The 26,101-nt window shown below is 50.8% G+C and carries 22 protein-coding genes; 11 read left to right on the top strand and 11 right to left on the bottom strand.

The features are described from left to right. Nucleotides 1-244: 244 nt before the first annotated feature. From ACYVBJ_RS08515 to ACYVBJ_RS08490, 6 genes are all read right to left on the bottom strand, one after another. The gene (locus tag ACYVBJ_RS08515) at nucleotides 245-691 is read right to left on the bottom strand and encodes a hypothetical protein (RefSeq protein WP_460981862.1); all 447 of its coding nucleotides are present in this window, start codon (nucleotides 689-691) and stop codon (nucleotides 245-247) included. Nucleotides 692-831: 140 nt separating this feature from the next. Beyond that, on the bottom strand, nucleotides 832-963 hold the full coding sequence (locus ACYVBJ_RS08510) for a hypothetical protein (RefSeq protein ID WP_460981861.1): 132 nt from the start codon (nucleotides 961-963) through the stop codon (nucleotides 832-834). A 525-nt stretch (nucleotides 964-1,488) separates the two neighbouring features. After that, complete coding sequence (locus ACYVBJ_RS08505) at nucleotides 1,489-2,328, bottom strand: prolyl oligopeptidase family serine peptidase (RefSeq protein WP_460981860.1); 840 nt, start codon at nucleotides 2,326-2,328, stop codon at nucleotides 1,489-1,491. 859 nt (nucleotides 2,329-3,187) lie between these two features. Continuing rightward, complete coding sequence (locus tag ACYVBJ_RS08500) at nucleotides 3,188-5,725, bottom strand: ABC transporter permease (RefSeq protein ID WP_460981859.1); 2,538 nt, start codon at nucleotides 5,723-5,725, stop codon at nucleotides 3,188-3,190. Continuing rightward, nucleotides 5,628-5,843, bottom strand: a complete 216-nt coding sequence (locus ACYVBJ_RS08495) for a permease prefix domain 2-containing transporter (protein WP_460981858.1) — start codon at nucleotides 5,841-5,843, stop codon at nucleotides 5,628-5,630. The genes ACYVBJ_RS08500 and ACYVBJ_RS08495 overlap by 98 nt, the downstream gene beginning before the upstream one ends. Then, nucleotides 5,840-6,175 (bottom strand): PadR family transcriptional regulator, encoded by a 336-nt coding sequence (locus ACYVBJ_RS08490; protein ID WP_460981857.1) that lies wholly within the window; start codon nucleotides 6,173-6,175, stop codon nucleotides 5,840-5,842. Before ACYVBJ_RS08490 ends, ACYVBJ_RS08495 begins: the two co-directional genes overlap by 4 nt. A 431-nt stretch (nucleotides 6,176-6,606) precedes the next feature. On the opposite strand from ACYVBJ_RS08490, the gene ACYVBJ_RS08485 reads away from it, so the two are divergent. Together ACYVBJ_RS08485 and ACYVBJ_RS08480 are read left to right on the top strand one after the other, a co-directional pair. Continuing rightward, entirely contained in the window at nucleotides 6,607-6,924 is a 318-nt protein-coding gene (locus ACYVBJ_RS08485) for a transposase (RefSeq protein ID WP_460981856.1), read from the top strand. Beyond that, on the top strand, nucleotides 6,921-7,136 hold the full coding sequence (locus ACYVBJ_RS08480) for a hypothetical protein (RefSeq protein WP_460981855.1): 216 nt from the start codon (nucleotides 6,921-6,923) through the stop codon (nucleotides 7,134-7,136). The genes ACYVBJ_RS08485 and ACYVBJ_RS08480 overlap by 4 nt, the downstream gene beginning before the upstream one ends. 590 nt (nucleotides 7,137-7,726) lie before the next feature. Here ACYVBJ_RS08480 and recR read toward each other — a convergent pair. Then, nucleotides 7,727-8,338 (bottom strand): recombination mediator RecR, encoded by a 612-nt coding sequence (recR, locus tag ACYVBJ_RS08475; protein ID WP_460981854.1) that lies wholly within the window; start codon nucleotides 8,336-8,338, stop codon nucleotides 7,727-7,729. 107 nt (nucleotides 8,339-8,445) lie between these two features. Beyond that, the gene (locus tag ACYVBJ_RS08470; RefSeq protein ID WP_460981853.1) at nucleotides 8,446-8,739 is read right to left on the bottom strand and encodes an ATP-dependent Clp protease adaptor ClpS; all 294 of its coding nucleotides are present in this window, start codon (nucleotides 8,737-8,739) and stop codon (nucleotides 8,446-8,448) included. 113 nt (nucleotides 8,740-8,852) lie between these two features. Here ACYVBJ_RS08470 and ACYVBJ_RS08465 point away from each other — a divergent pair, with 113 nt between their 5' ends. From ACYVBJ_RS08465 to ACYVBJ_RS08450, 4 genes are all read left to right on the top strand, one after another. Next, nucleotides 8,853-10,316, top strand: a complete 1,464-nt coding sequence (locus ACYVBJ_RS08465; RefSeq protein ID WP_460981852.1) for a sodium:solute symporter — start codon at nucleotides 8,853-8,855, stop codon at nucleotides 10,314-10,316. 18 nt (nucleotides 10,317-10,334) lie between these two features. Continuing rightward, nucleotides 10,335-12,233 (top strand): TlpA family protein disulfide reductase, encoded by a 1,899-nt coding sequence (locus ACYVBJ_RS08460; protein ID WP_460981851.1) that lies wholly within the window; start codon nucleotides 10,335-10,337, stop codon nucleotides 12,231-12,233. An 85-nt stretch (nucleotides 12,234-12,318) separates the two neighbouring features. After that, the gene (locus ACYVBJ_RS08455) at nucleotides 12,319-14,130 is read left to right on the top strand and encodes a PQQ-dependent sugar dehydrogenase (RefSeq protein ID WP_460981850.1); all 1,812 of its coding nucleotides are present in this window, start codon (nucleotides 12,319-12,321) and stop codon (nucleotides 14,128-14,130) included. Between the two features lie 117 nt (nucleotides 14,131-14,247). Continuing rightward, nucleotides 14,248-14,748, top strand: coding sequence for a GNAT family N-acetyltransferase (locus tag ACYVBJ_RS08450; RefSeq protein WP_460981849.1), 501 nt, complete (start codon nucleotides 14,248-14,250; stop codon nucleotides 14,746-14,748). Nucleotides 14,749-14,812: 64 nt separating this feature from the next. On the opposite strand, the gene ACYVBJ_RS08445 is transcribed toward ACYVBJ_RS08450, so the two are convergent. Both ACYVBJ_RS08445 and ACYVBJ_RS08440 read right to left on the bottom strand, forming a co-directional pair. After that, entirely contained in the window at nucleotides 14,813-15,709 is an 897-nt protein-coding gene (locus ACYVBJ_RS08445) for an SDR family oxidoreductase (protein WP_460981848.1), read from the bottom strand. A 19-nt stretch (nucleotides 15,710-15,728) separates the two neighbouring features. Further along, the gene (locus ACYVBJ_RS08440; RefSeq protein ID WP_460981847.1) at nucleotides 15,729-16,568 is read right to left on the bottom strand and encodes a crotonase/enoyl-CoA hydratase family protein; all 840 of its coding nucleotides are present in this window, start codon (nucleotides 16,566-16,568) and stop codon (nucleotides 15,729-15,731) included. A 200-nt stretch (nucleotides 16,569-16,768) separates the two neighbouring features. Here ACYVBJ_RS08440 and ACYVBJ_RS08435 point away from each other — a divergent pair, with 200 nt between their 5' ends. From ACYVBJ_RS08435 to ACYVBJ_RS08425, 3 genes are all read left to right on the top strand, one after another. After that, complete coding sequence (locus ACYVBJ_RS08435; protein WP_460981846.1) at nucleotides 16,769-17,104, top strand: PadR family transcriptional regulator; 336 nt, start codon at nucleotides 16,769-16,771, stop codon at nucleotides 17,102-17,104. Further along, nucleotides 17,101-19,734, top strand: coding sequence for an ABC transporter permease (locus ACYVBJ_RS08430; RefSeq protein ID WP_460981845.1), 2,634 nt, complete (start codon nucleotides 17,101-17,103; stop codon nucleotides 19,732-19,734). The genes ACYVBJ_RS08435 and ACYVBJ_RS08430 overlap by 4 nt, the downstream gene beginning before the upstream one ends. A gap of 174 nt (nucleotides 19,735-19,908) precedes the next feature. Next, nucleotides 19,909-21,030: a trans-sulfuration enzyme family protein gene (locus tag ACYVBJ_RS08425; protein ID WP_460981844.1), complete on the top strand. Its 1,122-nt coding sequence runs from the start codon at nucleotides 19,909-19,911 to the stop codon at nucleotides 21,028-21,030. A 2-nt stretch (nucleotides 21,031-21,032) separates the two neighbouring features. Here the strand turns inward: ACYVBJ_RS08425 and ACYVBJ_RS08420 are convergent, their stop codons facing one another. Further along, nucleotides 21,033-21,359 carry a hypothetical protein gene (locus ACYVBJ_RS08420; RefSeq protein WP_460981843.1) on the bottom strand — a complete coding sequence of 109 codons (327 nt, stop codon included), beginning with the start codon at nucleotides 21,357-21,359 and terminating at the stop codon, nucleotides 21,033-21,035. A 139-nt stretch (nucleotides 21,360-21,498) separates the two neighbouring features. On the opposite strand from ACYVBJ_RS08420, the gene ACYVBJ_RS08415 reads away from it, so the two are divergent. Both ACYVBJ_RS08415 and ACYVBJ_RS08410 read left to right on the top strand, forming a co-directional pair. Beyond that, nucleotides 21,499-22,098 carry an NAD(P)H-dependent oxidoreductase gene (locus ACYVBJ_RS08415; protein ID WP_460981842.1) on the top strand — a complete coding sequence of 200 codons (600 nt, stop codon included), beginning with the start codon at nucleotides 21,499-21,501 and terminating at the stop codon, nucleotides 22,096-22,098. A 330-nt stretch (nucleotides 22,099-22,428) separates the two neighbouring features. Then, entirely contained in the window at nucleotides 22,429-25,950 is a 3,522-nt protein-coding gene (locus ACYVBJ_RS08410; RefSeq protein WP_460981841.1) for a ThuA domain-containing protein, read from the top strand. Nucleotides 25,951-26,101 lie beyond the last annotated feature (151 nt).

Raw genomic sequence — 26,101 nt, 5'->3', positions numbered from 1 at the left:
GTAAACGCAAAGAAAGAACCTGCTGGCCGCTTTTCCTACCATATAGAAGTGCTCAGGATTCACTTATGGGCTTGTTTATTCCCAAGGTTCTGCTGTGCTGATACTGCATTAAGTGATCGATTCAACGAACACTGGAAGGAACACTACGTTCTCGAAACCTTTAACACGGGGGCGGTTCACTTGCCTACGGAGCGCGCTTTCTGGCACTCAGGGCAAACCCACGCGGGCCGTTATGAATGCGAGGCTAAGCGAGCAAATCCCACCGTTCTAAGTATTCACCTTCCTTGTCTGAAAAGACTCTCATCGAGTTATCGTTATGAACCTGTCCTTGTTTGCCAGGCGTATCTAACCAAAGTTGGTGAGAATCTCGAGTGCTTTGCGCCACCACTGCACTAGGAACAATAAAGTAGTCGGGCCGTTCGTCAAGGCCCTTTAAGTTGACAAATACATAAAAGTGATTCTGAGAAAATTGCTTTTCGGCCTTCGCACTCAGTGGCCACTGCCGCCTTCTAACTTGAGTAGTTTTGACCTGAATGGCAAACATTTTATTGTCGTCCAGCCGGGAGGCATGAATATCAATACTATCATTATTTCGCAAGGTTATAGATGCCATAAACCCTCGTCGCGAAAGCTCAGCAGCTACGAAATATTCTCCGGCGATGCCGGTCAAACCAGCAGAAAGCTTGTCCATAATTTATTTTTATTACTCCGGCAACCATAGATAGCAGATTTATCCTACCTAGAGACTTACATCGCATTCTGTGTACTGGCCCCTACTGACACGAACACAGTTATTCATTGAAACTTAGCCTGTGCTTATTGATCGGTGAATTAGTTTGTAAAGAACGAAGCCTCTATCTTATGATTGGGAGCAATGGCCGCAATTAGGCTGAGACGATCACGACCGGCCTGCTCCAGTAAAACAGGGGTTTTTCCTTTTGGTGCCCAAGTAAGCCCCAGCATTGGTAATAAAGAAAAGGCTGATTCATCCACGTATACGATGACGCGCCTTTCAGTCTGGGCTTTTTCGCTTCGGCAATCCGATTAAGTTCAGGTAAGCGCTCGTTCCGCCAGTACTCGACACGGTACGCGTTTTGTTGGCGTGCCTTAGCCTGCGGTTTCCGGCGAGTCCAGATGTGACCTGGAAAGCCATGCTGCTCGGCTCCTTTGTTCAACTCCTCAACCAATTGAGTAAATTGCTTATTTGTCAACCGACAATCGGGCCCCTTAGGCTTGCGCCAAGCTAAACCAGCTTGGCCATGCTGCTATTTTTTGAGGTTTCGACTGACCCAGCCTTCCTCTTTCAATTGAGCACATCGTCGACGTAACAGTTCGTAGTCAGATGGTTTGTCCGTTACCATGTGTATCAAAGGACAAATCTTTACAAGCCTATTCACTGGTCAATAAGGTTCTATCGTTTTACTTTGCAGCATTTTCTAAGATTACAAGCTGTTAGACATAGGGCTGTTCATCGGCTGGCCAATCGGTTTATTTCTTTACCCGGTTCCATTCATTAGTGAAGAATGAAACCATCTTCGTATAGTAGACCTCACTCAGTACGCCTGGGCCATGGCCGCCACCTGATACCTTGATCAAGTCGCTTTTTACCCCTTCCTGCTTCAACTTGCTGGCCAACTGCTCACTCTGGCAAAGGGGGACTAGCTGGTCATTCTCTCCATGAATCACCAGGAAGGGTGGGCTGGCTTTGCTGACATATGTGATCGGATTGGCCAGTTCAACTTTTGATGTATGTTGTGTTATGGCTCCCCCAATGAGTAAGGATTCGGGCGATCGGGGGTCATTGTGATGCATCCTGGGGTCGCAGGTATCCATTAGTAAAAAATTAGTTGGACCAAACCAATCAACGACCGCATTTACCTGACTGCTGACAGGGGCGAAATGGCCTAAATGACCTTCCAAGTCAAACTCAATCCCCCCGATAGTTTTTGTTTTGACGCCATTGGTTGTACCCGCCAGCGAAGCCAGATGACCACCGGAGGAATAGCCGGTGATGCTAATAAACTTGTCTGTTAACAAAAACGTAGCGGCATTGGCGCGAACAAATCGAATGGCCGCTTTTACATCTTGAATCTGGGCGGGAAAGAGCGTATCGCTACTCGACCGATGGTTGATAGCGACAACCGCAAATCCTTCTTTCAATAATCGTTGTCCTAAGCCATCCGTGAAGATGGCTCCTTTGGCATTATTGGAGAGCCAGGCACTGCCATAGATGCAAATAATGACTGGGAAGGGAGCTTTTCCAGTGATGGGCAAATAAATATCCAGTTTATGGCCGACTATACCATCGCCTACATAATCGATGTCCACCCACGCTGTCGATGATTGAATAGCCCTACTAGCATAGTCAGGTGTCTGAGCGAGTACTCGTTGAGTCAGGAGCATTATTAAAGCGATATATATGCAATGGTTCTTCATTGAGTATTGACAGACGTATTTCATAAAACTATGCCGGTTTTCCTTCTGGATGCAATTGAAAGACAATTAGTTGCATGCTCTGTTTTTTTCTTTGCAGGGCACAATTGCATGGGCTACCTTTCCTGGCTTGACTTTCGCCGGTTCAGTGGCTTAAAAAGCTCGGTTCTAGGAGCAGCTAACTAGGTGTACAGGAAGGTTCGTTCGGCCTGTTAGAGGCCAGCGACGGCTGCACGGCCATTTGGGAAGCAGATACATGTAATACTTTTCGTATCAAGATGAGAGCGTTTTTATAAGAACATGTAACATTTGATTCCAACATACGATAAACACGACGCAGATTGCTCCTCAAAAGCTCGTTCTCATACGATGCTGCTGAGGAGCAAGTATTTTTACAACTTGGTGGTGTCTCAGCTTGAAATGAACATTCATATACAAACAAAAAAGCGTGCCAGCAGTGCCAGCATGCTTTAAACAATATAGCTTTTTATTACTGGACAAAAGCTAGGGGGCTCCGTTTTCTTTACTAACCAATTCGACAGGTTAGCGGTAGAGGCCGACAGTTTACACTTGTAGGTCGATCAATTCGTCAGCTCAACAATCCCCTGTATTTGAATTGGTCTTTTAGCCAAGTTCCTGCCATCGCTGTATCCATAAGGTCTTATGGCCCTTGCGGAAGTTGCCATTCGCAAACTGCAAGGCTATTGCTTATCTGGTCAAACCGTAACCTTTAAACGGAAACGCTGCTGGCAACCTATTCGGTCCGTAATGTTCTTATGGGATTCATTAAAGAGGCTTTCACGCTTTGGAAACCGACGGTCAGCACCGCCACGAGGAAGGTGATCAGAATCGCCAGGATGAAAATGCCAGCCCCGATCTCAATCCGGTACACGAAATTGTTCAGCCACCTATTCATCGTCCACCAGGCCAGCGGAGCCGCCAGCGTAAACGCAACCAGCAGCAGGCGAGAAAACTCTTTCCCAAACAGCCACAGAATGCTGGATGAGCTCGCTCCCAGTACCTTTCGTACACCTATTTCCTTCGTTTTCTGGGCCGCCATAAACGAGACCAACCCATAAAGGCCTAGACAACCCACAAAAATCGCAATACCCGCAAACCCCTGAATCAGCCGAAGTAGTATCGTATCGAGCTTATAAAGTCGGTCAATATCCTCATCTAGAAAACGGTAGCTGAAAATGGAAGCTGGGTACATGGCTTTCCAGGCTTTTTCTAAACCGGCTAGGGTCGGCCCCAGCTTAGCCGGATTTACGTTTACGCCACAACTCCCGTAAACCTCACTCCAGGTGGTCAGACACAGCGGTTCAATGGCTGCATGAAACGACTTAAAATGAAAGTCCTTCATTACACCGACAATGGTGCCTGGCCGGTTATTAATCGTCGCGGATTTGCCAATCACCGCCTGCAGAGAGGCTAGTCCAAGAGCTTTTACGGCCGTTTCATTCAGCAGATACTCACGGATCGTATCCGAGGGTGCCAGGTTGCGACCAGCCAGAATGGGTATGTTGAAGGTCGGGATGAAATGATGATCCGCGGATTTGGTGGAAATAGAAAAGTCTTCGGCTTTGGGGCGGGAATCATACAGAAACGTGGTGCTTCCAATGGCTTCAGAAGCAGGTGGGGTATTGAAAAATGTTACGTTTTCCACCCCGGGTAGTTCCGAAAGTTGGGCCCCCAACGTATTGATTTTTGCAGTTTTATTGTCAGGCACCGGAAGAATGACGATCGTCTCTTTGCGAAAGCCCATATCGGCCTGCTCGGAATAACGCAACTGATGGGTAATGATCAGTGTGCCGATAATGAGCAATTGCGAGATTGCAAACTGAGCGACGACCAACCCTTTCCGCAGTGAGAAGCCGCCAACCGATTTTTGGGAGAGCTTGCCTTTCAAGGCCAGAACGGGTTGAAAACGAGCCAGAATCAAGCCCGGGTAAGCGCCCGAACAAAAAATGACGATCAGCAACAGGCCGACCAAAAAACTCAGTAGATACGGGTCGGTGAAAGGATTGAGTACGAGTTGTAACTCAAACCACTGATTAATAAACGGTAGGGCTAAGTACGCTAAGCCCAAGCCAATCATCAGGGCGAATCCGGCGATGAGCGCAGTCTCGGTCATAAACTGCCAGAAAAGCGCTCCTCGCCCGCTGCCCAGGGCTTTGCGAACGCCAATTTCGTGGGAGCGGATAAGCGTCTGAGCTGTGGACAGATTAATAAAGTTGACGCAGGCTGTAATGACTAGGAAAAAGCCGATCAAGCCAAAGGTCCACAGGTTTTTTTTCTCGGTTTGCCCCCGCAGTTTTGGATTAAAATGGACGTCAGCGAGCGGTTGTAGTTTAAATCGAAACTTCCGGGCATTCGCTTTGTCGTAGTATTTATCCGAAATGGCCGACAGCAAGCTGGAATCGACCAGTTGGGCTGATACCCCCGGTTTAAGCCGGATGAAACATTGCATCTCTTTATTAAAACCCAGCCACCAGTCTTTTTCAACCATCCAGGGACTATGGTCCTGCAAATTGATGAAGGGAAGGTAGATCTCGGAGCGAAAATCCGTGTTTGGCGGCAGGTTGTGCAGGACCCCCGTTATCTTAACGACCAACGAGGCATCGATGTGCAACAGCTGCCCAACCGGGTCTTTATCCCCAAAATATCGTTTGGCGATCCGATCCGTGATCAGAGCCGTATTCCGTTCCTGCAAAGCTGTTTGGGGGTTGCCCCGTAAGAGCGGAAAATCAAACATGGCCAGAAACTCCGGATCGGCGAACGCGAGATCTTCCTCAAACTTCTTCTGGGGCGATACGGCCACGACTCGACCCTTTAGAAAGGCAATCCGACCGACTTTATCGGCGACGTCATATCCCTTTTGGAAGGCTTCGCCCATCGGATTGGGAACCCCCGTGCTATAAGTTACTTTTTCGGCATACAGCTCTGTCGTAATGCGGTAGATCCGGTCTTGAGCCGCATGGAAGGTATCAAAACTCAGATGGTAGTTAACCAAGGTAAAAATCAGAATGGCACAGCCAATGCCCAGACTCAAGCTCACTAGGTTAATCAGTGTATAGGTTTTGTGCTTACTGAGTTTTCTTAAAGCAATTTTAACATAATTACTTAGCATAGCCATTGGGTTTGGTTGTGAATAATCAGTCGATTTCGTGTATATATAGGGGGATTGGGCTTGTTTACGCCAAAGCCGGGGATGCAGGAGTAGCAGCATCTCCAGTCCATACAATAGTCGGGCTTTGGCCGTATCGCTGAACTCGCCGTTGAAATAATTCATACAGGTCGCCTATTACCTCGTCCCGTAGATGAGGAGCCGTAATTCGACTCAGCAACCGCTCGGCCCAGCGTGGAGGAGCCACCTGTCTGCTTTGATGAGATTTATTTTTTCGATTCATGTCAGGTGATCAAAAGCGGCTTTGGGAATACCGTCCCACAGCTCATTGCGAATACGTCGCGCTTGCTGTAAGGATTGTTGGCCCACCATGGTAACTGTAAACAAGCGTTTGCTACGTCCACCCCGTTGGGCAATTGGTTCGCTCAAGCGGGACTGAAGCAGTCCTTTTTCTTCTAAGCGCTGCATAGTCCGATGCACAACGCCTAAGCCCACAGGTCGCTCTAAGCGCTGACTCAGTTCTTCCAACACGGCCACGCCGTAGGCATCATCGTAAAGTCGGGCAATCGTTAGCAGCACGATCTCTTCGAACTCGCCTAGTTGAGTACCTTTCATAAATTGGTAGAGGATCTCATTATCAGAAAGTATCTTTCCTTTTTGCATAGCAAATCAAAGGCCAACAATATCAGTAGGCCTTATGTGCCAAAAAATGGCCATTCTATACTTCTATTGGCTTATTTTCGTCCGAAAACGGACGATGGTCTGTCCTGATTTGGACGGTCTTTAGTAGTTATTCCGATTAGGTTAAAGCTACTTATAAAAGCTGATTGGAAGACAATAATCAGTAAGCTGGTCAAGGGGTGAGCCTTAACTTAGGTGACTTATCAACCCCCCTTTTAAGAAGCAGACGTATGACTGTTCCTTCGTCTCAGGTAGGAGAAATTTATGAGAATAAGTAACTAGTTATAGTGGTGCCGCATATTTGTACCAGCCCTTAAGCTTGTCGAAATGGTTGCTAACTTAGTTAACCGCTCAGGCGGCCCTGCATGAAAGCAAAAAGCCGTCGCCAGTTCACTTCCGAGTTCAAGGTGAAGGTCGTTTTAGAAGTATTGCGTCAGGGCCAAACACTTAGTCAGATCGCCAGCGACTACGATTTGCACCCCCAATTAGTGCCAACCTGGAAACAGGCATTCATAGCTGCGACTTACCAAGTGTTTGATCAACAAAAGGGGCAGAAAAGCCGGTTGCCGATCAAACAACACCACTTTACGAACAGATCGGACGGCTCCAGCCGGGTGGTCGGAGCCATGGAGTTGAGCTGGCTCAAAAAAAATGGGGCACCGACCTTCAGCGACGCGCCATGATCGAGCAACCTTCCATTGAATTGAGTCTCCGACGACAATGCTGGCTTTTAAGTGTCAGCCGGGCAGGCCTATCCTATGAGCCTGTCACGGCCGATGAGCCGACCTTGCAGATCATGCGTCGGCTTGACGTGTGGTATATGGAACATCCTGACCTGAGACGTCGGCGTCTGGTGGTCCTCAAAGAGGAAGGCTGGGGAATTAATATCAAATGAGTCCGCCGATTAAGAGCTTTCACACTCCGGTAATCATCATGACCTGTTTGAGATTGAGAAACTTTTCGAGGAACTGTGCCTACTGTTGGAGTCGGCCCATATCAATCTTAAGGGCCTGTTTCTCAATGCCAATAGTGGATTCTACGCCCAGAATTTAACGCCAGGCTTGTACCAACCGAGAGATCGAAGCCAACATTTCGGTCAACCCCCGTTCGGCCAATGAGCAGCCGATAGAATAGGGCTATTTTGACGAAGAGCTTTACAAACGGCGCCCTGTGATTGAACATGCCAATGCTTGGCTTGACCGTTTCAAATCCCGGCTGGTTTGCTATGAGCCGAACGTGGAGAATTGGCTCTCGTTCCATTGGTTGGCCTTTGTTGTGTTCTTTTTGAGAAGAATCAATCGAAAAAAGAAATCCTAAACAACTTCACTACCTCCAATCCGAATAAGCAAACCCTGTCTGAGCGTTTTACCTAAGCGGTATGACTTGGTGGAGCACGCCCGTCTATAAGTATGATCTATAAATCAGTACTTTTATCAATGTGAGGTACGGGGCAAAAAAAAACCCCAGCAGTTGGGGCTTCTTCGGTTAGTCATAAGCAATTCGGCTGAGGATACTCCGACCGAGGGTTATCTCATCGGCATATTCCAGGTCGCCACCAATCGGCACTCCCCGGGCAATGGTCGATATCTTGAGCTTAAACGGCTTGAGCTTCTTTTGCAGATAGAACGCCGTAGTGTCGCCTTCCATCGTTGGACTGATTGCCAGGATGATTTCGCGTACCTGTTCGCCTTCGGAACCACTCAGGCGATTGATCAGTGAATCAATTTGCAGGTCGCTGGGGCCAATACCTTCTACCGGCGAGATGATGCCGCCTAATACGTGATACAGGCCTTTGTACTGCGACGTATTTTCAATAGCCAGTACATCGCGGGTATCTTCTACCACACAAATCAGCGATTCATCGCGCTTATTGCTGGAACAGATGCTGCACAAGTCGTGATCCGATAAGTTGTGGCACTTCTGGCAGTATTTAACCTTGGTACGGGCAGCCACTAAACTTTGAGCCAGTGACTCCGTTTGTTCTTCCTCGCGCTTAAGCAGGTGTAATACGAGCCGGAGGGCGGTTTTTTTTCCAATCCCCGGCAGTTTCGACACCTCGTTTACCGCGTCTTCTATAAGTTTGGATGGATACTCCAACGTTCCTAAGAATTAAAGAGTGAAAGGCGAAGGGGCGAAAGAGTGCCATAACAGAAGTTAGTGAAAGCGTCAACGTTCGCTCTTTCACTCTTTCGTACTGTCGCTCTTTAGTTTAAGACTTCCGCGCTGATGCCACGACGGCAGATCTCGTTGCGCATCGGCACAAGCTCTTCCCACGAACCATTCTTGACCGTGCATTTACCTTTGTAGTGAATCAGCAACGTACACTGCTCGGCCTGCTCGGGAGTATGCTTACATACATCGATCAGCGTTTCGATAACGTGCTCAAACGTATTTACATCGTCGTTGAAGACCACGAGGTTATGAACGTCGGTTTCGATAACTTCGTCAAGCACATCCACCGAAGTGTCGGACCATTCGTTTTCTTCAAAAGGTTGCATGGGAGATAAAATCGTGTTTACTTAGCAAATTTACGGCAAAATGGGCATTTTTAAAAGCCCCAACTGTGCTATAGAAGAACCCCGATTGGGCCCGAAAAGTTGCTTTGTTCCCCATGAATACCACCGTTGCTTTAGTGATTCTGACTGCCTATTTCGCCATGCTGATCGCCGTCTCATTCTACACGGCGCGGGGGGCGGATACCACTACGTTTTTTACCGCAAACCGACAGTCGCCCTGGTGGTTAGTGGCTTTCGGCATGATTGGTACGTCGCTCTCGGGCGTTACGTTTATTTCGGTGCCGGGTGCCGTGGGCAAAATTGGTTTCTCGTATTTTCAGGTTGTCCTGGGCTATATCATTGGCTATATTGTCATCGGAACGGTGTTGATGCCCCTCTACTACCGACTCAATCTGATTTCGATCTACGGTTATCTCGAAAAGCGGTTTGGCTTCTGGTCGTACAAAGCCGGGGCGGGGTTCTTCCTGCTGGCCCGCACAGTTGGCTCGGCCGTGCGCCTGTACGTGGCCGTGGGCGTATTACAACTCGCACTGTTCGATGGCCTGGGCATTCCGTTCGAGGTGTCGGTGCTTATCACCATTGGACTCATCTGGATTTATACCTTTAAAGGGGGGGTAAAGACCATTATCGTTACCGATACCCTACAGACGGTTTTTCTGATCACAGCGGTTATTTTAACCATTGTTCTGATCTCGAAAGACCTTGGCTTATCGTTCGGTGGCCTGGTCAATACGGTTCAGGAAAGCTCGATGTCGCAGGTTTTCTTCTGGGACGGTAACGATCCGAAAAACTTCTTCAAGCAGTTCATTTCGGGGGCCTTCATTGCCATTGTCATGACGGGCCTCGACCAGGATCTGATGCAAAAGAATCTGACCTGTAAGAACATTGGTGAGGCTCAGAAAAACATGTTCTGGTTTACCATTACGCTGGTTATCGTCAACTTCCTGTTTCTGTCGCTGGGCGTGCTGCTATACATTTATGCACAACGCGAAGGCATTGCCATTCCCGAACGTACCGACGATCTGTATCCGACCCTGGCATTGAATCACCTGGGTTTAGTGGTTGGTATTACGTTCCTACTGGGTATTACCGCGGCTACTTACGCCAGTGCTGATTCGGCGCTGACGGCCCTGACAACCTCCTTCTGCGTTGACTTTATGAACGTTGAAAACCGGCCCGAGGCCGAGCGGTCACGCATTAAACACATCGTTCACATCGGCTTTTCGCTCCTGTTCTACATAGTGATTATTGTTTTCCGCCAACTCAACAGCAAAGAAGTGATTACGGCCGTATTCGACATTGCGGGCTACACATACGGCCCGTTACTGGGTTTGTATGCGTTTGGCATCTTCAGCAAACGGCCCGTTATGGATCGCTTTGTGCCCTGGATTTGCCTTGTCTCTCCGGTGCTGACTTATATCGTCAATGAAAATTCGGCGGCCTGGTTCGGCGGGTATCAGTTCGGTTTCGAGCGGCTCCTGCTGAACGGTCTGTTCACCTTTGTTGGCCTATGGGCTGTTTCTAAACCCGTTCGGGAGAAGCAGCCAGTGGCGGCCTAAGCCTTTTCCTTCTACGTTATGAACGCACAACTAATCCTAACCCTTAGCTTGACAGTCGCTGCTTTTCGGGTAGCTACTGCGCAGATCTGTTACTCGCCAGCCACCCCGCAGGTTGGTCAAACGGTGTCGTTTACGTATACCCCCCAGGGCACTTCACTCGCCAGTGACAGCACCCTCGAAGGGCGTTACGTGCGTTACGGAGCACCGTCGACCATGCAGTTGAGTCGCCCGACAACCGTTACGCTTGTTCGACAGGGGAAAGACTACGTTGGGCAGGTATATATTCCCCAAAAAGACGCGGCTGGCATTCTGCTGCTGTTCAGAAATAGCAAACAACCGCAACGTACGGATCTGGCAGGCGGACATTTGTACATGATTCCCGTTTATGATGCAACCGGTCGACTGGTTCCGCACGCCATGGGTGGCCAGGCGTCGGTATACACCCGAACGAACTTCATTTACGAAGCAGGCGGACGTCCTGACCCCAACTGGGTAGCGGCTCTGTACGAATATGAAATCCGGAAACATCCAGAACTGCATTCGCTCTATTGGTCTGATTATCTGGCCGCCTTGGTCAAGCAGAAAAAGCCGGGGTATGGTCCCAAAGTGAAAGCCGGTATTGAGTCGTATCTGGCTTCGCGGCCTACACCAACCACGAGCGATCTGAACACGGCCATACAATTGTACGAAAGCATTGGTGACCTGAAAATGGTCAATACGTTGCGGGAGCGCCTGAAAACGGTTGATCCTGTGGGTTCGCTTGCCCAGAAGGATAAGGCCATGGCTGTTCGAAACCAACCTGACTGGAATCGCAAAAAAACAGCTTATCAGGCGTTCGCCCAGGAGTTCCCAAACTCCCCTCACCTACCCGCGTTAACCGTTATGATGACGGACGGGTACTTCAAGAATAACGACATTCGTGGCTTACTGGCGTTTGTAGAGCCGCAACCGGCTTCTCAGATTGACGTACTGATGCTAAACGGCATGGCGGCCCAACTGGCGGAAGATCGTCGCTCCTTACCCGAAGCGGAGCAGCTCATCAAAAAGGCGTTGGCCGTACTGAAAACGCAGCCTAAGCCAGCCAGCGTAACGGGTGACTGGGCTCTTGAAAAACAAGTCCGACACCGGCAGCTGATGATAACTTACGCCCGAACCCTTGAACAGCAGGGCAAAGACCCCGACGCATTTGCGGCTTATAAGGAAGTGATGAATCCAGACGATGTCGATAGCAGCGACCCACGGACCAATGAGCTTTACTTTCTCTGCGCCGTTCGGACAAATCACGGAACCGACGCCCAGCCCATGGCCGAAGCGGCCGTGCAGATTGGGAAAGCGACGAAGCGCCTGAAAACCGCCCTGCGCGACTGGTATGCCAAACAGCCCGGCAACGATCTGGCCAAAGCCGATACGTACCTGGCGGAGCTGGAAGCCGACATACGGGCTGAACAACGCGACGAATTAAAGCAATTAATGATCAATGAACCTGCCCCCGCTTTTTCCATGACGGACTTACAGGGCCGGACAATAGCCTCAGCTGCCCTAAAGGGTAAAGTGGTCGTGCTGGACTTTTGGGCGACCTGGTGCGGCCCCTGTATAGCGTCATTCCCGGCTATGCAACAGGCTAAGACGCGGTTCCAGAACGATCCGAACGTCAGGTTTCTGTTTGTGAACACACGCGAGGGCGGCCCTGTCCAGCGCGTGTACGACTTCATGAACAAGCACCCGTACGACTTTACCGTTCCCCTCGACGGGTCACAGCGGGTGGCTAATGCCTATAAGGTGCAGGGGATTCCAACCAAAGTAGTGATTGACGCCAGTGGTCGGGTTCGTTACCGGGCGGTCGGTTACAATGGGAATCCGGAGGCTACAGTCGACGAGTTGACGATGGTGGTGGAGATGTTGAAAGAAGGAAAGTAGATTTTCGGTCTTCATTATTTTTACTCGTAAGCTATAAGAAACGCGAATCCAACTGACGCTCCCGTCGATCAACTATACTACGTCAATGCCTGCCCAAAAGGATTTATCCGTAACCCTTACTTTATCTCTACGCTCGTATCGTTTCTGGGCTCTGTTGATCGGAAGCAGTATCGGCGTAAGTGCCGCTGCCTGCGCTCAACAGCCAACCGCATCGAGGAAAGCACAACCAGCCGTTGAAGTAGCTTCAGCTAAAAGCTCGTATTCGACTGATAAACAAACCCTTACTAAAGGACAGCAACTGTTTCAGAATAACTGTTCTACCTGTCATAACTTTCTGCAAAAAGGCATCGGCCCGAATCTGGCCGAAGTAACGGCGGACGTGTCGCCCGACTGGATCCGTAAGTTTATTCGCAATGCGCCCGATGTCATCAGACATGGCGATAAGCGGGCAGCCAGGCTGGTTGACGAGTACAAGCAGGTGATGCCGGCGTTTCCAACGCTGAGCAACGCGGATGTGCAGGCGATTATGTCGTACATCCACGCCAATCAGAAGCGCGAATCATCCGTTGCCGGGACCGCTAACTTAGGTGCCGCCTTAACCAATCCTGTCCCGACCAAAATCGCCAGCTCCGGCCTGCGGTTAAGTTTAGAAGAAGTACTTACGGCTCCGGCTAGTGCCGACAAGGTTCCGCTTGCCCGAATCAATAAAATGCAGGTTCTGCCCGGCAAAAAAAACCGGGTATTTCTGGAAGATTTGCGGGGTACGCTGTATGAGCTAGTCGACGATAAATTACGTCCGTACATGCAGATGGGCAAAGAACGGTCCGGTTTCATCAATGCGCCGGGTTTAGCCACCGGATTCGGAAGTTATGCGTTTCACCCGGAGTTTTACAGCAACGGCCTTCTGTACACTACCCACACCGAAAAAGCGAATGTCGCTCCCGCTGATTTTGCGTATGCCGACTCGATTAAAGTTACCTTACAATGGGTGCTGACGGAATGGAAGGTAAACGATCCGACGAGTGATACGTTTGCCGGTACCGGTCGGGAACTGATGCGGATCAACATGATATCGCCCATTCACGGTATGCAGGAAATCACGTTTAATCCGCACGCCAAAACCGGCAGTCCGGACTACGGCTTACTGTATATCGGCGTGGGTGACGGTGGGGCTACCGAAAATGGCTTCCCATTTATTTGTAATGATAAGTCGGACGTTTGGAGTTCAGTGCTACGTATCGACCCACGGGGAAAGAACAGCAAAAACGGACGCTACGGTATTCCGGCCATCAATCCCTACGCCCAGGATAATGACCCCAATACGTTGGGTGAAGTGTTTTGTCGCGGGTTCCGGAATCCAAACCGAATTAGCTGGACACCCGATGGTAAAATGCTGATTTCCGACATTGGTCACCACAATATTGAGGAGTTAAACATTGGCGTAGCGGGAGCCGACTACGGCTGGCCCGAACGGGAAGGTTTATTTATTATAAATTACCGGGCAAAAATGGATTACGTCTACGCGCTTCCCGATAACGATCAGGCTATGCATTACACCTACCCCGTGGCGATGTACGACCACGACGAAGGCAATGCGTTTTCGGCTGGCTTTGTTTATTCGAGAACCGACCTTCCCTTACTGACAGGTAAATACATCTTCGGCGACATCGTTAACGGGCGTGTCTTTTTTGTGGAGAACGATCAGCTGAAACCCGGCAAACAAGCGCCAATTGAAGAAATGCAGATTGAAGTTGGCGGCAAAGTCACTACGTTCCAGGAGCTGTCGGGCAGTAAGAAAACGGACCTCCGGTTTGGTCTGGGCCTGAACGATACGTTCTACATCTACACAAAAGCCGACGGCAGAATCTACCGAATCAAAAACTGCTCGCGGTACTAACATGCTTATCTGGTAGTCATTTGCCGCGTGTCATTAGATAGGCATTCAGTAGAAAAACGATTGATGAGTATCCACAATGACAACACATGATTACTGAATGGCCCTTACCCTTATTTCATGCGCATCCGCTTAGCCATTCCAGCTGATTTACCCGCCCTTTTAAATCTGGTTCATCGCGTGGTGCCGCTTATGCACCAGGCCGGCAACTTCCAGTGGGATGACTATTACCCAAACGAGGCTGTTTTCAGCGAAGATATTGCCAAGCAACAGCTTTGGGTAGCTGAACTAGACGGTCAGATTGCCGGAGTTGCGGCTTTGACCGAAGATCAGGAACCCGAATACGCACAGGTAGGCTTCGATCTGAGCCAGAAAGCTATTGTTACTCACCGCCTGGCGGTCGATCCAGTGTTTCAGGGCCGTGGGGTAGCTGCCGCCTTACTGGCCCAGGCGGAGCAGCTTGCTCGGGAACGCAACATCGCCTTCTTACGGATCGACACGAATTCGGAAAACCAGGTAACTCAGCGGCTATTTCCAAAGCTGGGTTATGCATATGCCGGCGAGATCACGCTTAGCTTCCGGCCCGGCCTTCGTTTTTTGGCGTACGAGAAGAAGCTGTAATTCTACTTTTGCTAACGTTTGTGAGACTTAACCCTTTGCGTTTCACAAACGTTAGCCATTCTATTTACCCCTGCCCTTCTTTCTTGCTGGCGCGGTTGGCTTGTTTGATCGTTTCGCCAATCATGTCCCATTGTTCGGACGTAACGTTTTCGAGGTGGCTAAACTCACCAGCCATCAACACCTCACCCCCATCAATCGTAATGCTTTCGCCGGTGATGTAGCCTGAATAATCGGACAGCAGATAAGCGGCTAAATTAGCCAGTTCGCCATGCTCACCGACGCGTTTCAGGGGAATACGGCTCGTTGGGTCCATCATACTCGCCAGGGGCTCAGGGAACAGCCGATCCCAGGCCCCTTTGGTTGGGAATGGACCAGGAGCAATGGCGTTTAGCCGAATGCCGTATTTACCCCATTCAGCCGCCAGCGACTTCGTCATAATCAAGGCACCACCCTTGGCTACGGCACTTGGTACTACGTAGCCCGAACCCGTTGTCGCATAGGTCGTCGAGATATTCAGCACGACGCCCGGTATCTTGTTCTCGATCCAGTACTTTCCTACAGCCAGCGTAAAATAGTACGTACCGCGCAAGACAATGTCGACAATGGTATCAAATGCTTTGTATGACAGGCGCTCCGTGGGGCTGATGAAGTTTCCGGCCGAGTTATTGAGCAGGCCATCGACCTTTCCAAACTTCTCAATCGTCTGGCTGATGACAGCCTCAATTTCCATCGGGTTACGGACGTCGCACTGTACAGGCAGTACCTGACCCGACCGGCCCGTTTCCTGCATCAATTCTTCGGCCGTTTGCTCCAGCACTGCCAACCGACGACTGCAAATCGTGACGTTAGCCCCTAGCTGGAGCAGGTAGCGCGTAATGGATTTGCCCAGCCCGGTACCTCCGCCGGTGACAATAATCGTTTTTCCCGTAAACGCGTCGTCGCGCAGCATTCCTGTAGTCATATTTTATCTCGTTCACTCATTAATAACCTCGCTCAATTTTCTTGTTGAACTCGGCTTTACGTTTCTCGACGGTTGCCTGCATAGCTTCGCTGAAATCGTCGGATTGCAGTTGGCTTGAATTCCAGACGGCAACGTATTGCAGTCCATCCTCGATGGACTTATTCATGCTGTAATTTAAGACTCGTTTTGCGCCCTGTACCGCAGTCGCCGGATTATCGGCAATCTGACGGGCCAACGTAGCAACCGCTTCGAACAGCGCGTCGGGCGTATCGTATACGTGGTTGACCAGGCCGATCCGTTCGGCATACGCGGCATCGTAATCCCCCCCGGTAAAGGCCATTTCGCGCGTAAAGCCCTGACCAATGATCGGCGGAAGCCACTGTAGACCGCCAATATCGGGCGTAATGGCCAGTTTCGTTTCGCGTAGACTGAACCTGGCATCGCGTGAGCAGAGCCGGATATCGGCAGCGGCAATCATGTTGACCCCACCCCCAATGCACCAGCCGTGCACAGCCGCAATAACGGGTTTCGGCGATTCGTGCATCTTAAAAAAACCTAACTGCATCTGCCGAATCTGCTCCATCAATTCGGCGCGCTGGTGAGCGACCATCGTTCCCGTGGTCAGGCTGGCCAGTCTGGGCATCATCTGCTGCACATTAAGCCCGTAGCTAAAATGGTCTCCACTGCCCCGAAAAACCAGACAGCGCACGTCTCTCATGCGGTTTATCTCGTCCATTGCCCTGGGCAATTCTTCCCAAAACTCCGGCCCCATGGCGTTGCCTTTCCCCGGACCCAGCAGTGAAACGGTTAATACGCCGTTGGCCTCTTCAAATGATAAACTCTGATACGATTGTTCCATAACCTGTAGTATGCTTGCATACGGCTGGCATAAAGGTAGTAGTATTCTGGGATTCAATGCCAGCCTGGTGCTCATGTAGTAGACTAAATCAGTCAAGGAGTTGTTTGAGACTTATTATTTTACATACAAAGCATGAATTAATAAATCTATTTTACATACATTTAAGGACTTAATTGATAACGTCTATACGAACGAGATTAATGAAAGGCACAAACCTGGGTGAATTTGAAGAACTGGTGCTGTTGACCATTGCCGCCTTAGTAAATGACGCCTACAGCGTTGCCATTTGCGATGAACTTGAAAAACACACTGATCGGGCCGCCAAGCTGGGTGTTGTTCATGCGGTTTTGAATCGGCTGGAAGAAAAAGGCCTGGTGAAAAGTCAGTTGGGTGAAGCAACCAGCACACGCGGAGGTAAACGCAAACGCTTTTACGAGGTAACGCACGCCGGCAAGGTGGCCTTGCTGAAAGCCAAAGAAGTTCGTGAGGGACTCTGGCGCATTATTCCCGGCTTTAATCTCGAAGGCTCGCTATGAAAACTTCCAAAAAACCGGCTCCCGAGCCCCCTCGCTGGGCGATACGATTACTCCGCTGGTATTGCCGCCCCGATTTACTGGAGGACCTTCAGGGTGATCTGAACGAATACTTTGCCCGCAACCTACGTACCAAAGGCATTAAACGGGCGCGCCTGATTTACGTACTCGACGTACTGAAGTTTTTCCGGCTGTATACCGTCCACAAACCCGATTTTATAAACCTATTTATTCACTGGATCATGATTGGCAGCTACGTTAAAACCTCCCGGCGCAGCCTGGTGCGCAACAAGTTATTTTCCGCCATCAACGTCTTCGGCTTAGCCGTCAGCATGTCGGTTGGCTTACTGGTGATTGCCTTTGTTAGCGATCTGCGCTCGTACGATGATTTTCATCAGAACGGCGACCGTATTTACCGGGTTATCAGCAGCTACGAAACGCCAGAGCAGCCTAAAAAAGGCCTGGCATCTACGTCGGTGAAAATAGGCAGGAACATTCGTGAATCTGTAGCTGGTCTGGACCAGGTAACAATCATGCGGAATGGCTTCCAGGGCGATGCCACGGTCGGCGAAACTACCCTGCCCCTCGACGGCCTTTATGCCGATACGTCCTTTTTCAAGGTCTTTACATTTCCCTTACTGGAAGGCAACCCGGCCACGGCTTTAAAGGAGCCCTATTCGCTGGTGTTAACCGAAAAAACGGCCCAAAAGCTGTTTGGCGACGTTGATCCGCTCGGCAAATCGGTCCGATTCGATGCGCTGACCTACAAAGTGACGGGTCTGATGAAAGACGTTCCGAGACTATCTCACCTACAGTTCGGTGCCCTGGTCTCGTTTGCAACGGCCGAAGCACAGCTTGGCAAAAATGACCCTAACTTCTATGGTTGGGACAATATCTGGCAGAATTACGTGTATGTGCTTTTGTCCAGAAATGGCACTCCTCAACCGGTGCAAACTTCGCTGGACAAGATAAACGCCGAGGAGAAAAGACATTTGGCGAATCGAACCATTGCCGTATCCCTGCAACCGCTCAAACAGATTGCTCTGGGCCCCAGGCTCGACAACCAGATCGGTCCCAGCATGATGCCTGCTGTGCTATGGGTACTGGGCGGATTGGCGTTGGTAATCATTATATCGGCCTGTTTCAACTACACGAACCTGTCCATCGCCCGATCACTGCGCCGTTCGCGCGAGGTCGGCATCCGGAAGATTAACGGCGCGCTCAAAGGGCATGTACTCGGCCAGTTCCTGACCGAATCGGTGATTCTTTCGCTGTTAGCTCTGCTGTTTTCATTCGTTCTTTTTTTGGTGTTACGTACCCAGTTCCTGTCCCTGGCTCCTCAACTCAACAACCTGGTGGTGCTGGCGCTTTCGCCGAAGCTGATTCTGTATTTTCTGTTACTGGCCGTAACGGTGGGCATTCTGGCTGGCTTTGCCCCCGCCATCTTCTTTTCCCGACTCAAAGCGGTTCAGGTCCTGAAAGATGCGTCGTCCTTAACCGTATTCCGGCATGTTAACCTGCGCAAAGCCTTGATTGTGATCCAGTATACGTTCTCACTTGTTTTTATTACCACGACCATAATAGGGTATCGTCAATACAAAGGCTTCCTCAGCTTTGATTTAGGCTTCACTACCGAAAACATCCTGAATATCAAACTGATGGGCACAAACGGCGACGTACTGGCTAAAGAGCTCGCCCAGCTACCCGAAGTGAATGCTATTTCCAAATCTATGATGATTACCAGTCTGGGCAGCATCCAGGGTACGTCCGTGAAGTACAAAAATCCGCAGGACTCGGCGATGGTTTGGCTTAACCAGGTTGATGAACATTACTTGCCCATCCATGAGCACAAGCTGCTGGCCGGGACTAATTTCACCTTACATCCTAAGAAAGGAGAGGAACGCGAGGTTATCGTCAATGAGCAGACGCTGAAGCGCTTTAACATCGCGAAACGAAATCCCCAGAAAGCCATAGGTGAACTCATAACCGTTGACAATAAGAAGCTGGCGATCGTGGGCGTACTGAAAGATTTTCATTACGGCACAGTTGAGAAGAAGATTGAACCCGTCATGTTCCGCTATTCGGCCGATGAGCCCTGGGGTTATCTGAACGTTAAAATCACCTCCGCCGATCTGCCCGCAACGATGGCACGTATTGAACATGCCTGGCGGACGATTGACAATGTGCATCCAATCGAAGCTAAATTTTACGACGATCAGATTGAAGAAGCCTACCGTCAGTTTTCGGTCATGATTGAAGTTATCGGCTTCATTACGTTCCTGGCCATTTGTATCGCTTCTATTGGCTTGTTTGGCATGGTGGTGTTTACGACCGAAACCCGGCTGAAGGAAATCAGCATCCGGAAAGTAATGGGGGCTAGTGAAGGCGGGCTGGTGTATCTGCTAAGCAAAAGTTTTCTGAGCTTGCTGGTTCTGGCTGCGCTGGTTGCCCTGCCAGCCACCTATTTCTTTTTCGACAAGGTTATACTGACCAATTTTGCCTACCATCTGCCCATTGGCCTGGAACTGCTGACCGGGGCGCTGATAGTGATGGGTATCGCTTTTCTGCTGATTGGCTCGCAAACGATTCGCGTCGCCCGCAGCAACCCAGCCAAGGTCTTAAAGAGTGAATAACGCTTTGTAGTGCCAATACCCCTCCCGGCCTCCCCTCGAAGGGGAGGCCGGGAGGGGTACTCATTCGGCAGACGCTTTCCAGGTCCGGCACCCCGCGGAATCAAATGCCCATTTACTGCGTTACGGAATCGTCCTTGCTCCTCAAAAGCCAGGTGTCTTCAAACGCTCGCCCACATGCATTTCGACACGCTCGCCCTTCGCGCTACCCACCAGATTGACCCAACCACTGGTGCGGTGATCTCTCCTATTCACCTGTCCACGACCTTCGCCCGCAATGAAGCCAATGAGTTGCCAGGCGATTATTCGTATGCAAGGCCCAACAACCCCACCCGCGAAGCGCTGGAAAAAGCGCTGGCTGCGCTGGAAGGGGGTGCTGTCGCTATGGCCTTCGGTTCCGGCCAGGCGGCAACCATGACGCTTTTGCAGGCGCTGCGGCCGGGCGACCATGTTCTGCTGGCCAACGAAGCGTACTACGGTACCCCAGCCCTGCTCGAACAGGTTTTTCATCCGTGGGGCCTGACCTACACCCGCGTGGATATGAGCGATCTGGACGCCGTGCAGAGCTCGATCCACGAAAACACACGTATTGTCTGGTGCGAAACGCCATCGAATCCCATGCTGGCGATTACGGATCTGCTTTCGGTCGTACGTCTGGCTCATGAAGCCGGTGCCCTTGTCGTTTGCGATAACACCTGGGCGACTCCGGTCCTGCAGCGCCCGCTTGAGCTTAACTGCGACGTGGTGATGCACTCGACGAGCAAGTACCTCAGCGGCCACTCGGACGTTCTGAGCGGTGCGTTGGTGTTTAAACATAATACTGACTTTACGCAGCGGATTCGGGCACTTCAGAGTTTGTCGGGTGCAATTCCGTCACCCTTCGATTGCTGGCTGATTAGTCGGGGGATTAAAACGCTGGGCGTTCGGGTGAGAGCCCAAATGGCAACGGCGCAGGTAGTAGCAGACTTCCTGAACGGACATCCGGCGGTCGAACATGTACATTATCCCGGCTTATTGGAACACCCCGATCGGGATGTGATTCGCCAGCAGATGAACGGGCCGGGTGCTATGCTATCGGTACAGGTGAACGGAGGAGCCGACGCTGCACTACGTTTCATCAGTAAGCTTAAGCTATTTACCCGAGCTACCAGCCTGGGCGGGGTGGAAAGCCTGATCGAGCACCGGGCGTCGGTAGAAGGCCCGGTTTCGGCAACTCCGCAAAATCTGTTACGTATCTCAATTGGTCTGGAACACCCTGAAGACCTCATTGCTGATCTGGCACAGGCACTGGTCAGCTAGGGTTATTTCCAACGCCAATTCTTAGGTAGCACTTGCAGTTGTGGCTTTAGAAACAGCGGCTGCTCAGGCGCTATGTACGGCTGTATTGACCGTAATTTCTTCGCATAGGTAATTGACGAATCGGGCTGTTTAACCGGCATGTTGTCTAGGTCGGCCTGCATAATCGTGGCAGGGCCTGTTGGGTACCGATAAAACGATACGTTCGGCACTACGTTGGGCATATGGTCGGGCGGAAACACCGCTGGTACCGAGTCGCGACGGATGGCTGCTGCGGGTACCTGCGCGTAGGTATATTCGCTTAGCAGGAGAAGACAAATGAACTGTTTCATGACGTAAAGACCCGTTTAGGCAATAGGCTATCTATCAGACTCTGAGTTCATTGAAAACGTTGCTTTGGGAGCTGAAATTAACAAAGAAACTAAACGCTTACCCTTAGAGTTAGTAATCCAGATTGATGCAGCCTATACAATGAATATCGCCATAATTTCAACTTCCTCACGTAAAAACAGCAACTCTCTTCGATTTGCCAGATACCTAGAGCATATAGTAGCCGAAAGCGGTCAGCATGACGTATCGATTGTCAACTTCGAGCAATACGATATACCCTTTGCCGGCCAAAGCCCGGTCAGGAAAGATGCCCTGACCCCTTTCCAGCAACAATTGATTGGTACCTGGGAAGCCGCTGATCTGGTGATTTTTGCCATGCCGGAGTATAACTGGACCGCTCCTCCGCAGGCAACGAATACGATTCACCAACTGGGTGGCCCGGCCTTTAAGCACTTGTTTGAGAACAAGGTGTTTGCTATGGTTGGCATATCGAACGGGCGCGGTGGTCGGCAACCGGCCCTGGACATGACCACGGTAGTGAGCAAGATTATCAGCTTTACCAACAGCTACTCGATTGTGTCGCCGAAGTTGTATGAATCGCACGAAACGGATAAAAACCTTGACGAAAATGGTCGCTTCGTCGGCCATGAAATCTACGAACGTACGTCCCGCGCCTTTCTGGATTACACGCTGAATGTAGCCCAGCGCTGGGTAACGCCCAGTCTGGTCGAAACAAAGTGACGTATCCGTAATCAGTTATGAAAACCGCTCAGACGTAACCGGCTGAGCGGTTTTCTTTTTGAGGGGCTGACTACTGGATTTCATCCCTTAAAAAGACGTAAGGGCAACGACCGCCCATGGCGCCTTAGCGGTATCAGCAGTGCGCAAACAGTTGAATTCAGTATACATATATCCAGGTAATGAGGCCGCTGGCAGCCAATGCTTATCGCAAAGCAAACAAACGGGTAGTTTATGAACTGATTCGGCTTACTACCTTATCAGTTTGTGATACGACTTCGCGTCATAAAACTGCCTATGATTTTACCTATACATGAACACTGGTACTCTATTATGATTTGGTCATCCTCATTGGCTAAGCACTGGATTTATCTGCTCGGGACAGCAAGCGCAACGGCTGGCCTGTTTGCCACCCTGAATTCAGAACAGGCTGTTTTCCAACCATCAATCAGCACAACAGCGAGTAAGACAACGGAAACCGTTCCGCCCGCTCAGGCATCTCCCCGTCGCGTACTGGTTTTTTCGAAGACCAAAGGCTGGAAACACACGTCCATCCCCTTCGGCATTGCGGCTATTCAGAAACTGGGGCAGGAAAACAATTTCCGGGTTGACACGACCAAGAACGCCGATTATTTCAACGACGATAGTCTGAAACACTACCAGGCCGTTGTCTTCCTGAGTACCACGGGCAACGTCCTGAATCCAGTTCAGCAGGCGGCTTTCGAGCGGTACATTCAGGCCGGTGGCGGCTACATGGGCATCCACGCGGCTGCCGATACCGAATACGACTGGCCGTGGTATAATAAACTGGTAGGTGCCTATTTTGCCAGTCACCCCAGCAACTCGAACGTTCGCAAAGCTACGGTCGACGTAACGGACAAGAATCACCCGTCGACGGCCCACTTGCCCGACCACTGGGAACGTACCGACGAATGGTACAACTACCGTTCGTTTTATACCGACCTCAACGTCCTGGCCAATCTCGACGAGAACACCTATGAGGGAGGCATCAACGGCAGCAACCACCCCATCGCCTGGTACCACGAATTCGATGGTGGCCGGGCTTATTACACGGGTGGTGGCCACGAAGACGCCAGTTTTAGTGAGCCCCTATTCGTGAAGCATTTACTGGGCGGGCTCAACTACGTAATGGGTAATGGCAAACCCCTCGATTACAGCAAGTCGTATGCTGTGGTGATGCCCGAAGAGAACCGGTTCATCAAAACCGTACTCGTCAATGACCTCAACGAGCCCATGGAGCTGGCGATTTCGGACGATGGCCGTGTGTTCTTCACCGAGCGGAGCGGCAACCTTTCGGTCTACGACACCAAAACGAACACACATAAGCTGGTTCATAAGTTTGGCGTAACCACCAAACAGGGTTTCGGCGTCCAGGGCGTAACGCTTGATCCGAAGTTTGTGAGCAATCACTTTCTGTACATATACTATTCGCCCAATGTCGACGCAAATCCGGCCTATCACCTGTCGCGTTTTGTGGTTAATAACGACAATACGCTGGATCTGGCCTCGGAAAAAGTTCTGCTCAAGATTCCCCACGAGTTTGAAGCCAGTGCCCACCACGGTGGTTCATTTGCCTGGGATAAAGAAGGTAATCTGTATCTATCGACCGGAGACAATACCAACCCATTCCCGTCGAATGGATACTCGCCGATCGACGAACGGCCTGATCACCTGACCCTCGACGCGCAGCGTTCGGCGGCAAACACCAACGACTTACGCGGCAAAGTGTTACGTATCCGTCCCCAGGCTGATGGTAGCTACACCATTCCCGATGGTAATCTGTTTGCTAAGGGCACGGCACAAACCCGCCCCGAGATTTATACCATGGGCCTGCGTAACCCTTATCGGATTGCCGTTAACCCAAAAACGTCCGTCTTGTACTGGGGTGAAATCGGCCCGGATGCCGGGAAAGACAGCACGATTGGCCCACGCGGGTACGATGAGTTTAATCAGGCCAAGAAACCCGGCAACCACGGCTGGCCCCTGTTCATCGGCAACAGCCAGCCTTACCCCGATCTCGACTATGCAACCAACACGGCTGGCCCTAAATTTGACCCGAAAGCCCCCGTTAACGGCTCGCCGAATAATACCGGTTTAAAAAACCTGCCGCCCACCAATTCAGCGATGATCTGGTACCCGTACGCAGCCTCGAAAGAGTTTCCGGAACTGGGCCAGGGCGGACGAAGCGCTATGGCGGGCTCGTTTTATAGCTATGACCGGAGTTCTCCGTCGAAAAACAAGTTTCCGGAATATTACGACGGTACCCTGTTCCTTTTCGACTGGATGCGCAACTGGGTCGTAGCCGCCCGTTTCGACCAGAACGAAAACTACGTACGTAACGAACCTTTTATGGCCACCAACGGCGATTTCCGACGCCCGATTGATCTGGTGTTCGGCAAAGACGGGGTTATGTACATGCTGGAATATGGTTCCGTTTACGGTGCCGATAACGACGATGCCCGTCTGGTAAAGATTGAATACAACACTGGCAACCGCGCGCCGATTGCCCGCGCTGCGGTGGTTGACTCAGTGGCGATGGCGCAATTGAGCGCCCGCTCGTTCCTGACCTCCGACACGCGAAATGCGCCCGTCATTCGGGAAGCCGTCGGGCAGGCTCCCCTGCGCGTTAAGTTCAGCGGTCGGGGTACCGACCTCGATCAGGACGACGTTCTGACGTATCAGTGGCTGTTCGACGGAAAAACAGTAGGTGCCAAACAACCAAACACGACTTATACATACACCAAACCTGGTGTCTATAATGCCATTCTGAAAGTGTCGGATCAAACCGGTCTGGTGGGCATGGATACCATTGTGGTTAAAGTTGGCAATGCCAAACCCGACGTAGCGATCACGACACCCGGCAACAAATCGTTCTTCTGGGAAGGTAAGCCCTTTACCTACGCGGTTAAAGTAACCGATAAAGAAGACGTTAAAATTGACCCTAAGCGGATTAAGGTGTACTACGCCTATAGTGGACAGCCGGGCAGCCGACCTGTGGCCGCTCCTCAGCAGGGCCACCAGGACCTGGCCGCCATTGGCAATGGATCGCTGGGTAAGACCTTGGTTGCGAACAGCGACTGTAAAGCGTGTCACACAATCGACAAACCCTCGGTAGGACCAACGTTCCTGGCCGTTGCCAGCCGTTACAAAGGGCAGCCCGGTATCACGGAGCGGCTCGCTAAGAAAATCATTGAAGGCGGTGGCGGCAACTGGAGCAAAGATCACCTGATGAGCGCTCACCCGCAGATTCCGGTGCAGGATGCGCAGGAAATGGTGAAATATATTTTCTCGCTAACCGACGAGCAAAAGCAAAAGACCATTCCGATACAAGGTCAACTGGCCTTAAACGAGCACAAAGCCGAGGAACCCCGTGGCCAGTATACGTTGGTGGCGACCTACACGGACAATGGCGGAAAGGTGGTTGGCCCCCTGACGAGTACGGACGTAGTCACGCTACGTAACGCGAAGGTCAGGACGCTCGATGCCGACTCGTACGTAGGTTTTCCGCGTTGGGGTAACCGTTTGAGCGCAGGTGGTCACAAGGCGTACGTCCTGTTAAAGTCCATCGACATGACGGGAATCAAATCGTTGACCTACGACTATTCGTCGGTTGATAAAGACGGCGAGATCGAACTCCGGCTCGACTCCTATGCCGGGCCCGTTGTCAGCCGAACCCCTTACACCGCCACTGGCGAATGGAAAACGGCGAAGCAGGTAACAATGACGCTCGACAAACCCATCAGTGGCAAGCACGATGTTTATGTGGTAGTGGTGAAACGTACCAAACCCAACAACGACATCATTCAGTTGAACAGTATAACTTTCAATCAGTGAGCTGTTCCAGAGCGTAGTATCTTACATGCAGCTGGGCTAACGAGTAGCTACTCATTAGCCCAGCTGCATTCTGTTTAAACAATAGCTCGGTTTAGATTATAGCTTTTAGCGAGCATTTGCTGACGCTCGTCCCTGTGATGATGGAGACGAG

The organism is Spirosoma fluminis, from assembly GCF_054778895.1.
Note: the sequence above shows the minus strand (reverse complement) of the source record. Positions and strands in the feature narration are given on the sequence as shown.

Excerpts from the sequence above, each read along its gene's own strand:
- ACYVBJ_RS08495 (WP_460981858.1), bottom strand. The coding sequence starts at position 5,843 with ATGAATCGAAAAAATAAATCTCATCAAAGCAGACAGGTGGCTCCTCCA.
- ACYVBJ_RS08430 (WP_460981845.1), top strand. The coding sequence starts at position 17,101 with ATGAAAACTTCCAAAAAACCGGCTCCCGAGCCCCCTCGCTGGGCGATA.
- ACYVBJ_RS08485 (WP_460981856.1), top strand. The coding sequence starts at position 6,607 with ATGAAAGCAAAAAGCCGTCGCCAGTTCACTTCCGAGTTCAAGGTGAAG.
- ACYVBJ_RS08435 (WP_460981846.1), top strand. The coding sequence starts at position 16,769 with ATGAAAGGCACAAACCTGGGTGAATTTGAAGAACTGGTGCTGTTGACC.
- ACYVBJ_RS08455 (WP_460981850.1), top strand. The coding sequence starts at position 12,319 with ATGCCTGCCCAAAAGGATTTATCCGTAACCCTTACTTTATCTCTACGC.
- ACYVBJ_RS08465 (WP_460981852.1), top strand. The coding sequence starts at position 8,853 with ATGAATACCACCGTTGCTTTAGTGATTCTGACTGCCTATTTCGCCATG.
- ACYVBJ_RS08450 (WP_460981849.1), top strand. The coding sequence starts at position 14,248 with ATGCGCATCCGCTTAGCCATTCCAGCTGATTTACCCGCCCTTTTAAAT.
- ACYVBJ_RS08500 (WP_460981859.1), bottom strand. The coding sequence starts at position 5,725 with ATGAATTATTTCAACGGCGAGTTCAGCGATACGGCCAAAGCCCGACTA.
- ACYVBJ_RS08425 (WP_460981844.1), top strand. The coding sequence starts at position 19,909 with ATGCATTTCGACACGCTCGCCCTTCGCGCTACCCACCAGATTGACCCA.
- ACYVBJ_RS08415 (WP_460981842.1), top strand. The coding sequence starts at position 21,499 with ATGAATATCGCCATAATTTCAACTTCCTCACGTAAAAACAGCAACTCT.
- ACYVBJ_RS08470 (WP_460981853.1), bottom strand. The coding sequence starts at position 8,739 with ATGCAACCTTTTGAAGAAAACGAATGGTCCGACACTTCGGTGGATGTG.
- ACYVBJ_RS08510 (WP_460981861.1), bottom strand. The coding sequence starts at position 963 with ATGCTGGGGCTTACTTGGGCACCAAAAGGAAAAACCCCTGTTTTACTG.
- ACYVBJ_RS08420 (WP_460981843.1), bottom strand. The coding sequence starts at position 21,359 with ATGAAACAGTTCATTTGTCTTCTCCTGCTAAGCGAATATACCTACGCG.
- ACYVBJ_RS08440 (WP_460981847.1), bottom strand. The coding sequence starts at position 16,568 with ATGGAACAATCGTATCAGAGTTTATCATTTGAAGAGGCCAACGGCGTA.
- ACYVBJ_RS08410 (WP_460981841.1), top strand. The coding sequence starts at position 22,429 with ATGATTTGGTCATCCTCATTGGCTAAGCACTGGATTTATCTGCTCGGG.
- ACYVBJ_RS08460 (WP_460981851.1), top strand. The coding sequence starts at position 10,335 with ATGAACGCACAACTAATCCTAACCCTTAGCTTGACAGTCGCTGCTTTT.
- ACYVBJ_RS08445 (WP_460981848.1), bottom strand. The coding sequence starts at position 15,709 with ATGACTACAGGAATGCTGCGCGACGACGCGTTTACGGGAAAAACGATT.
- ACYVBJ_RS08515 (WP_460981862.1), bottom strand. The coding sequence starts at position 691 with ATGGACAAGCTTTCTGCTGGTTTGACCGGCATCGCCGGAGAATATTTC.
- ACYVBJ_RS08480 (WP_460981855.1), top strand. The coding sequence starts at position 6,921 with ATGATCGAGCAACCTTCCATTGAATTGAGTCTCCGACGACAATGCTGG.
- ACYVBJ_RS08490 (WP_460981857.1), bottom strand. The coding sequence starts at position 6,175 with ATGAAAGGTACTCAACTAGGCGAGTTCGAAGAGATCGTGCTGCTAACG.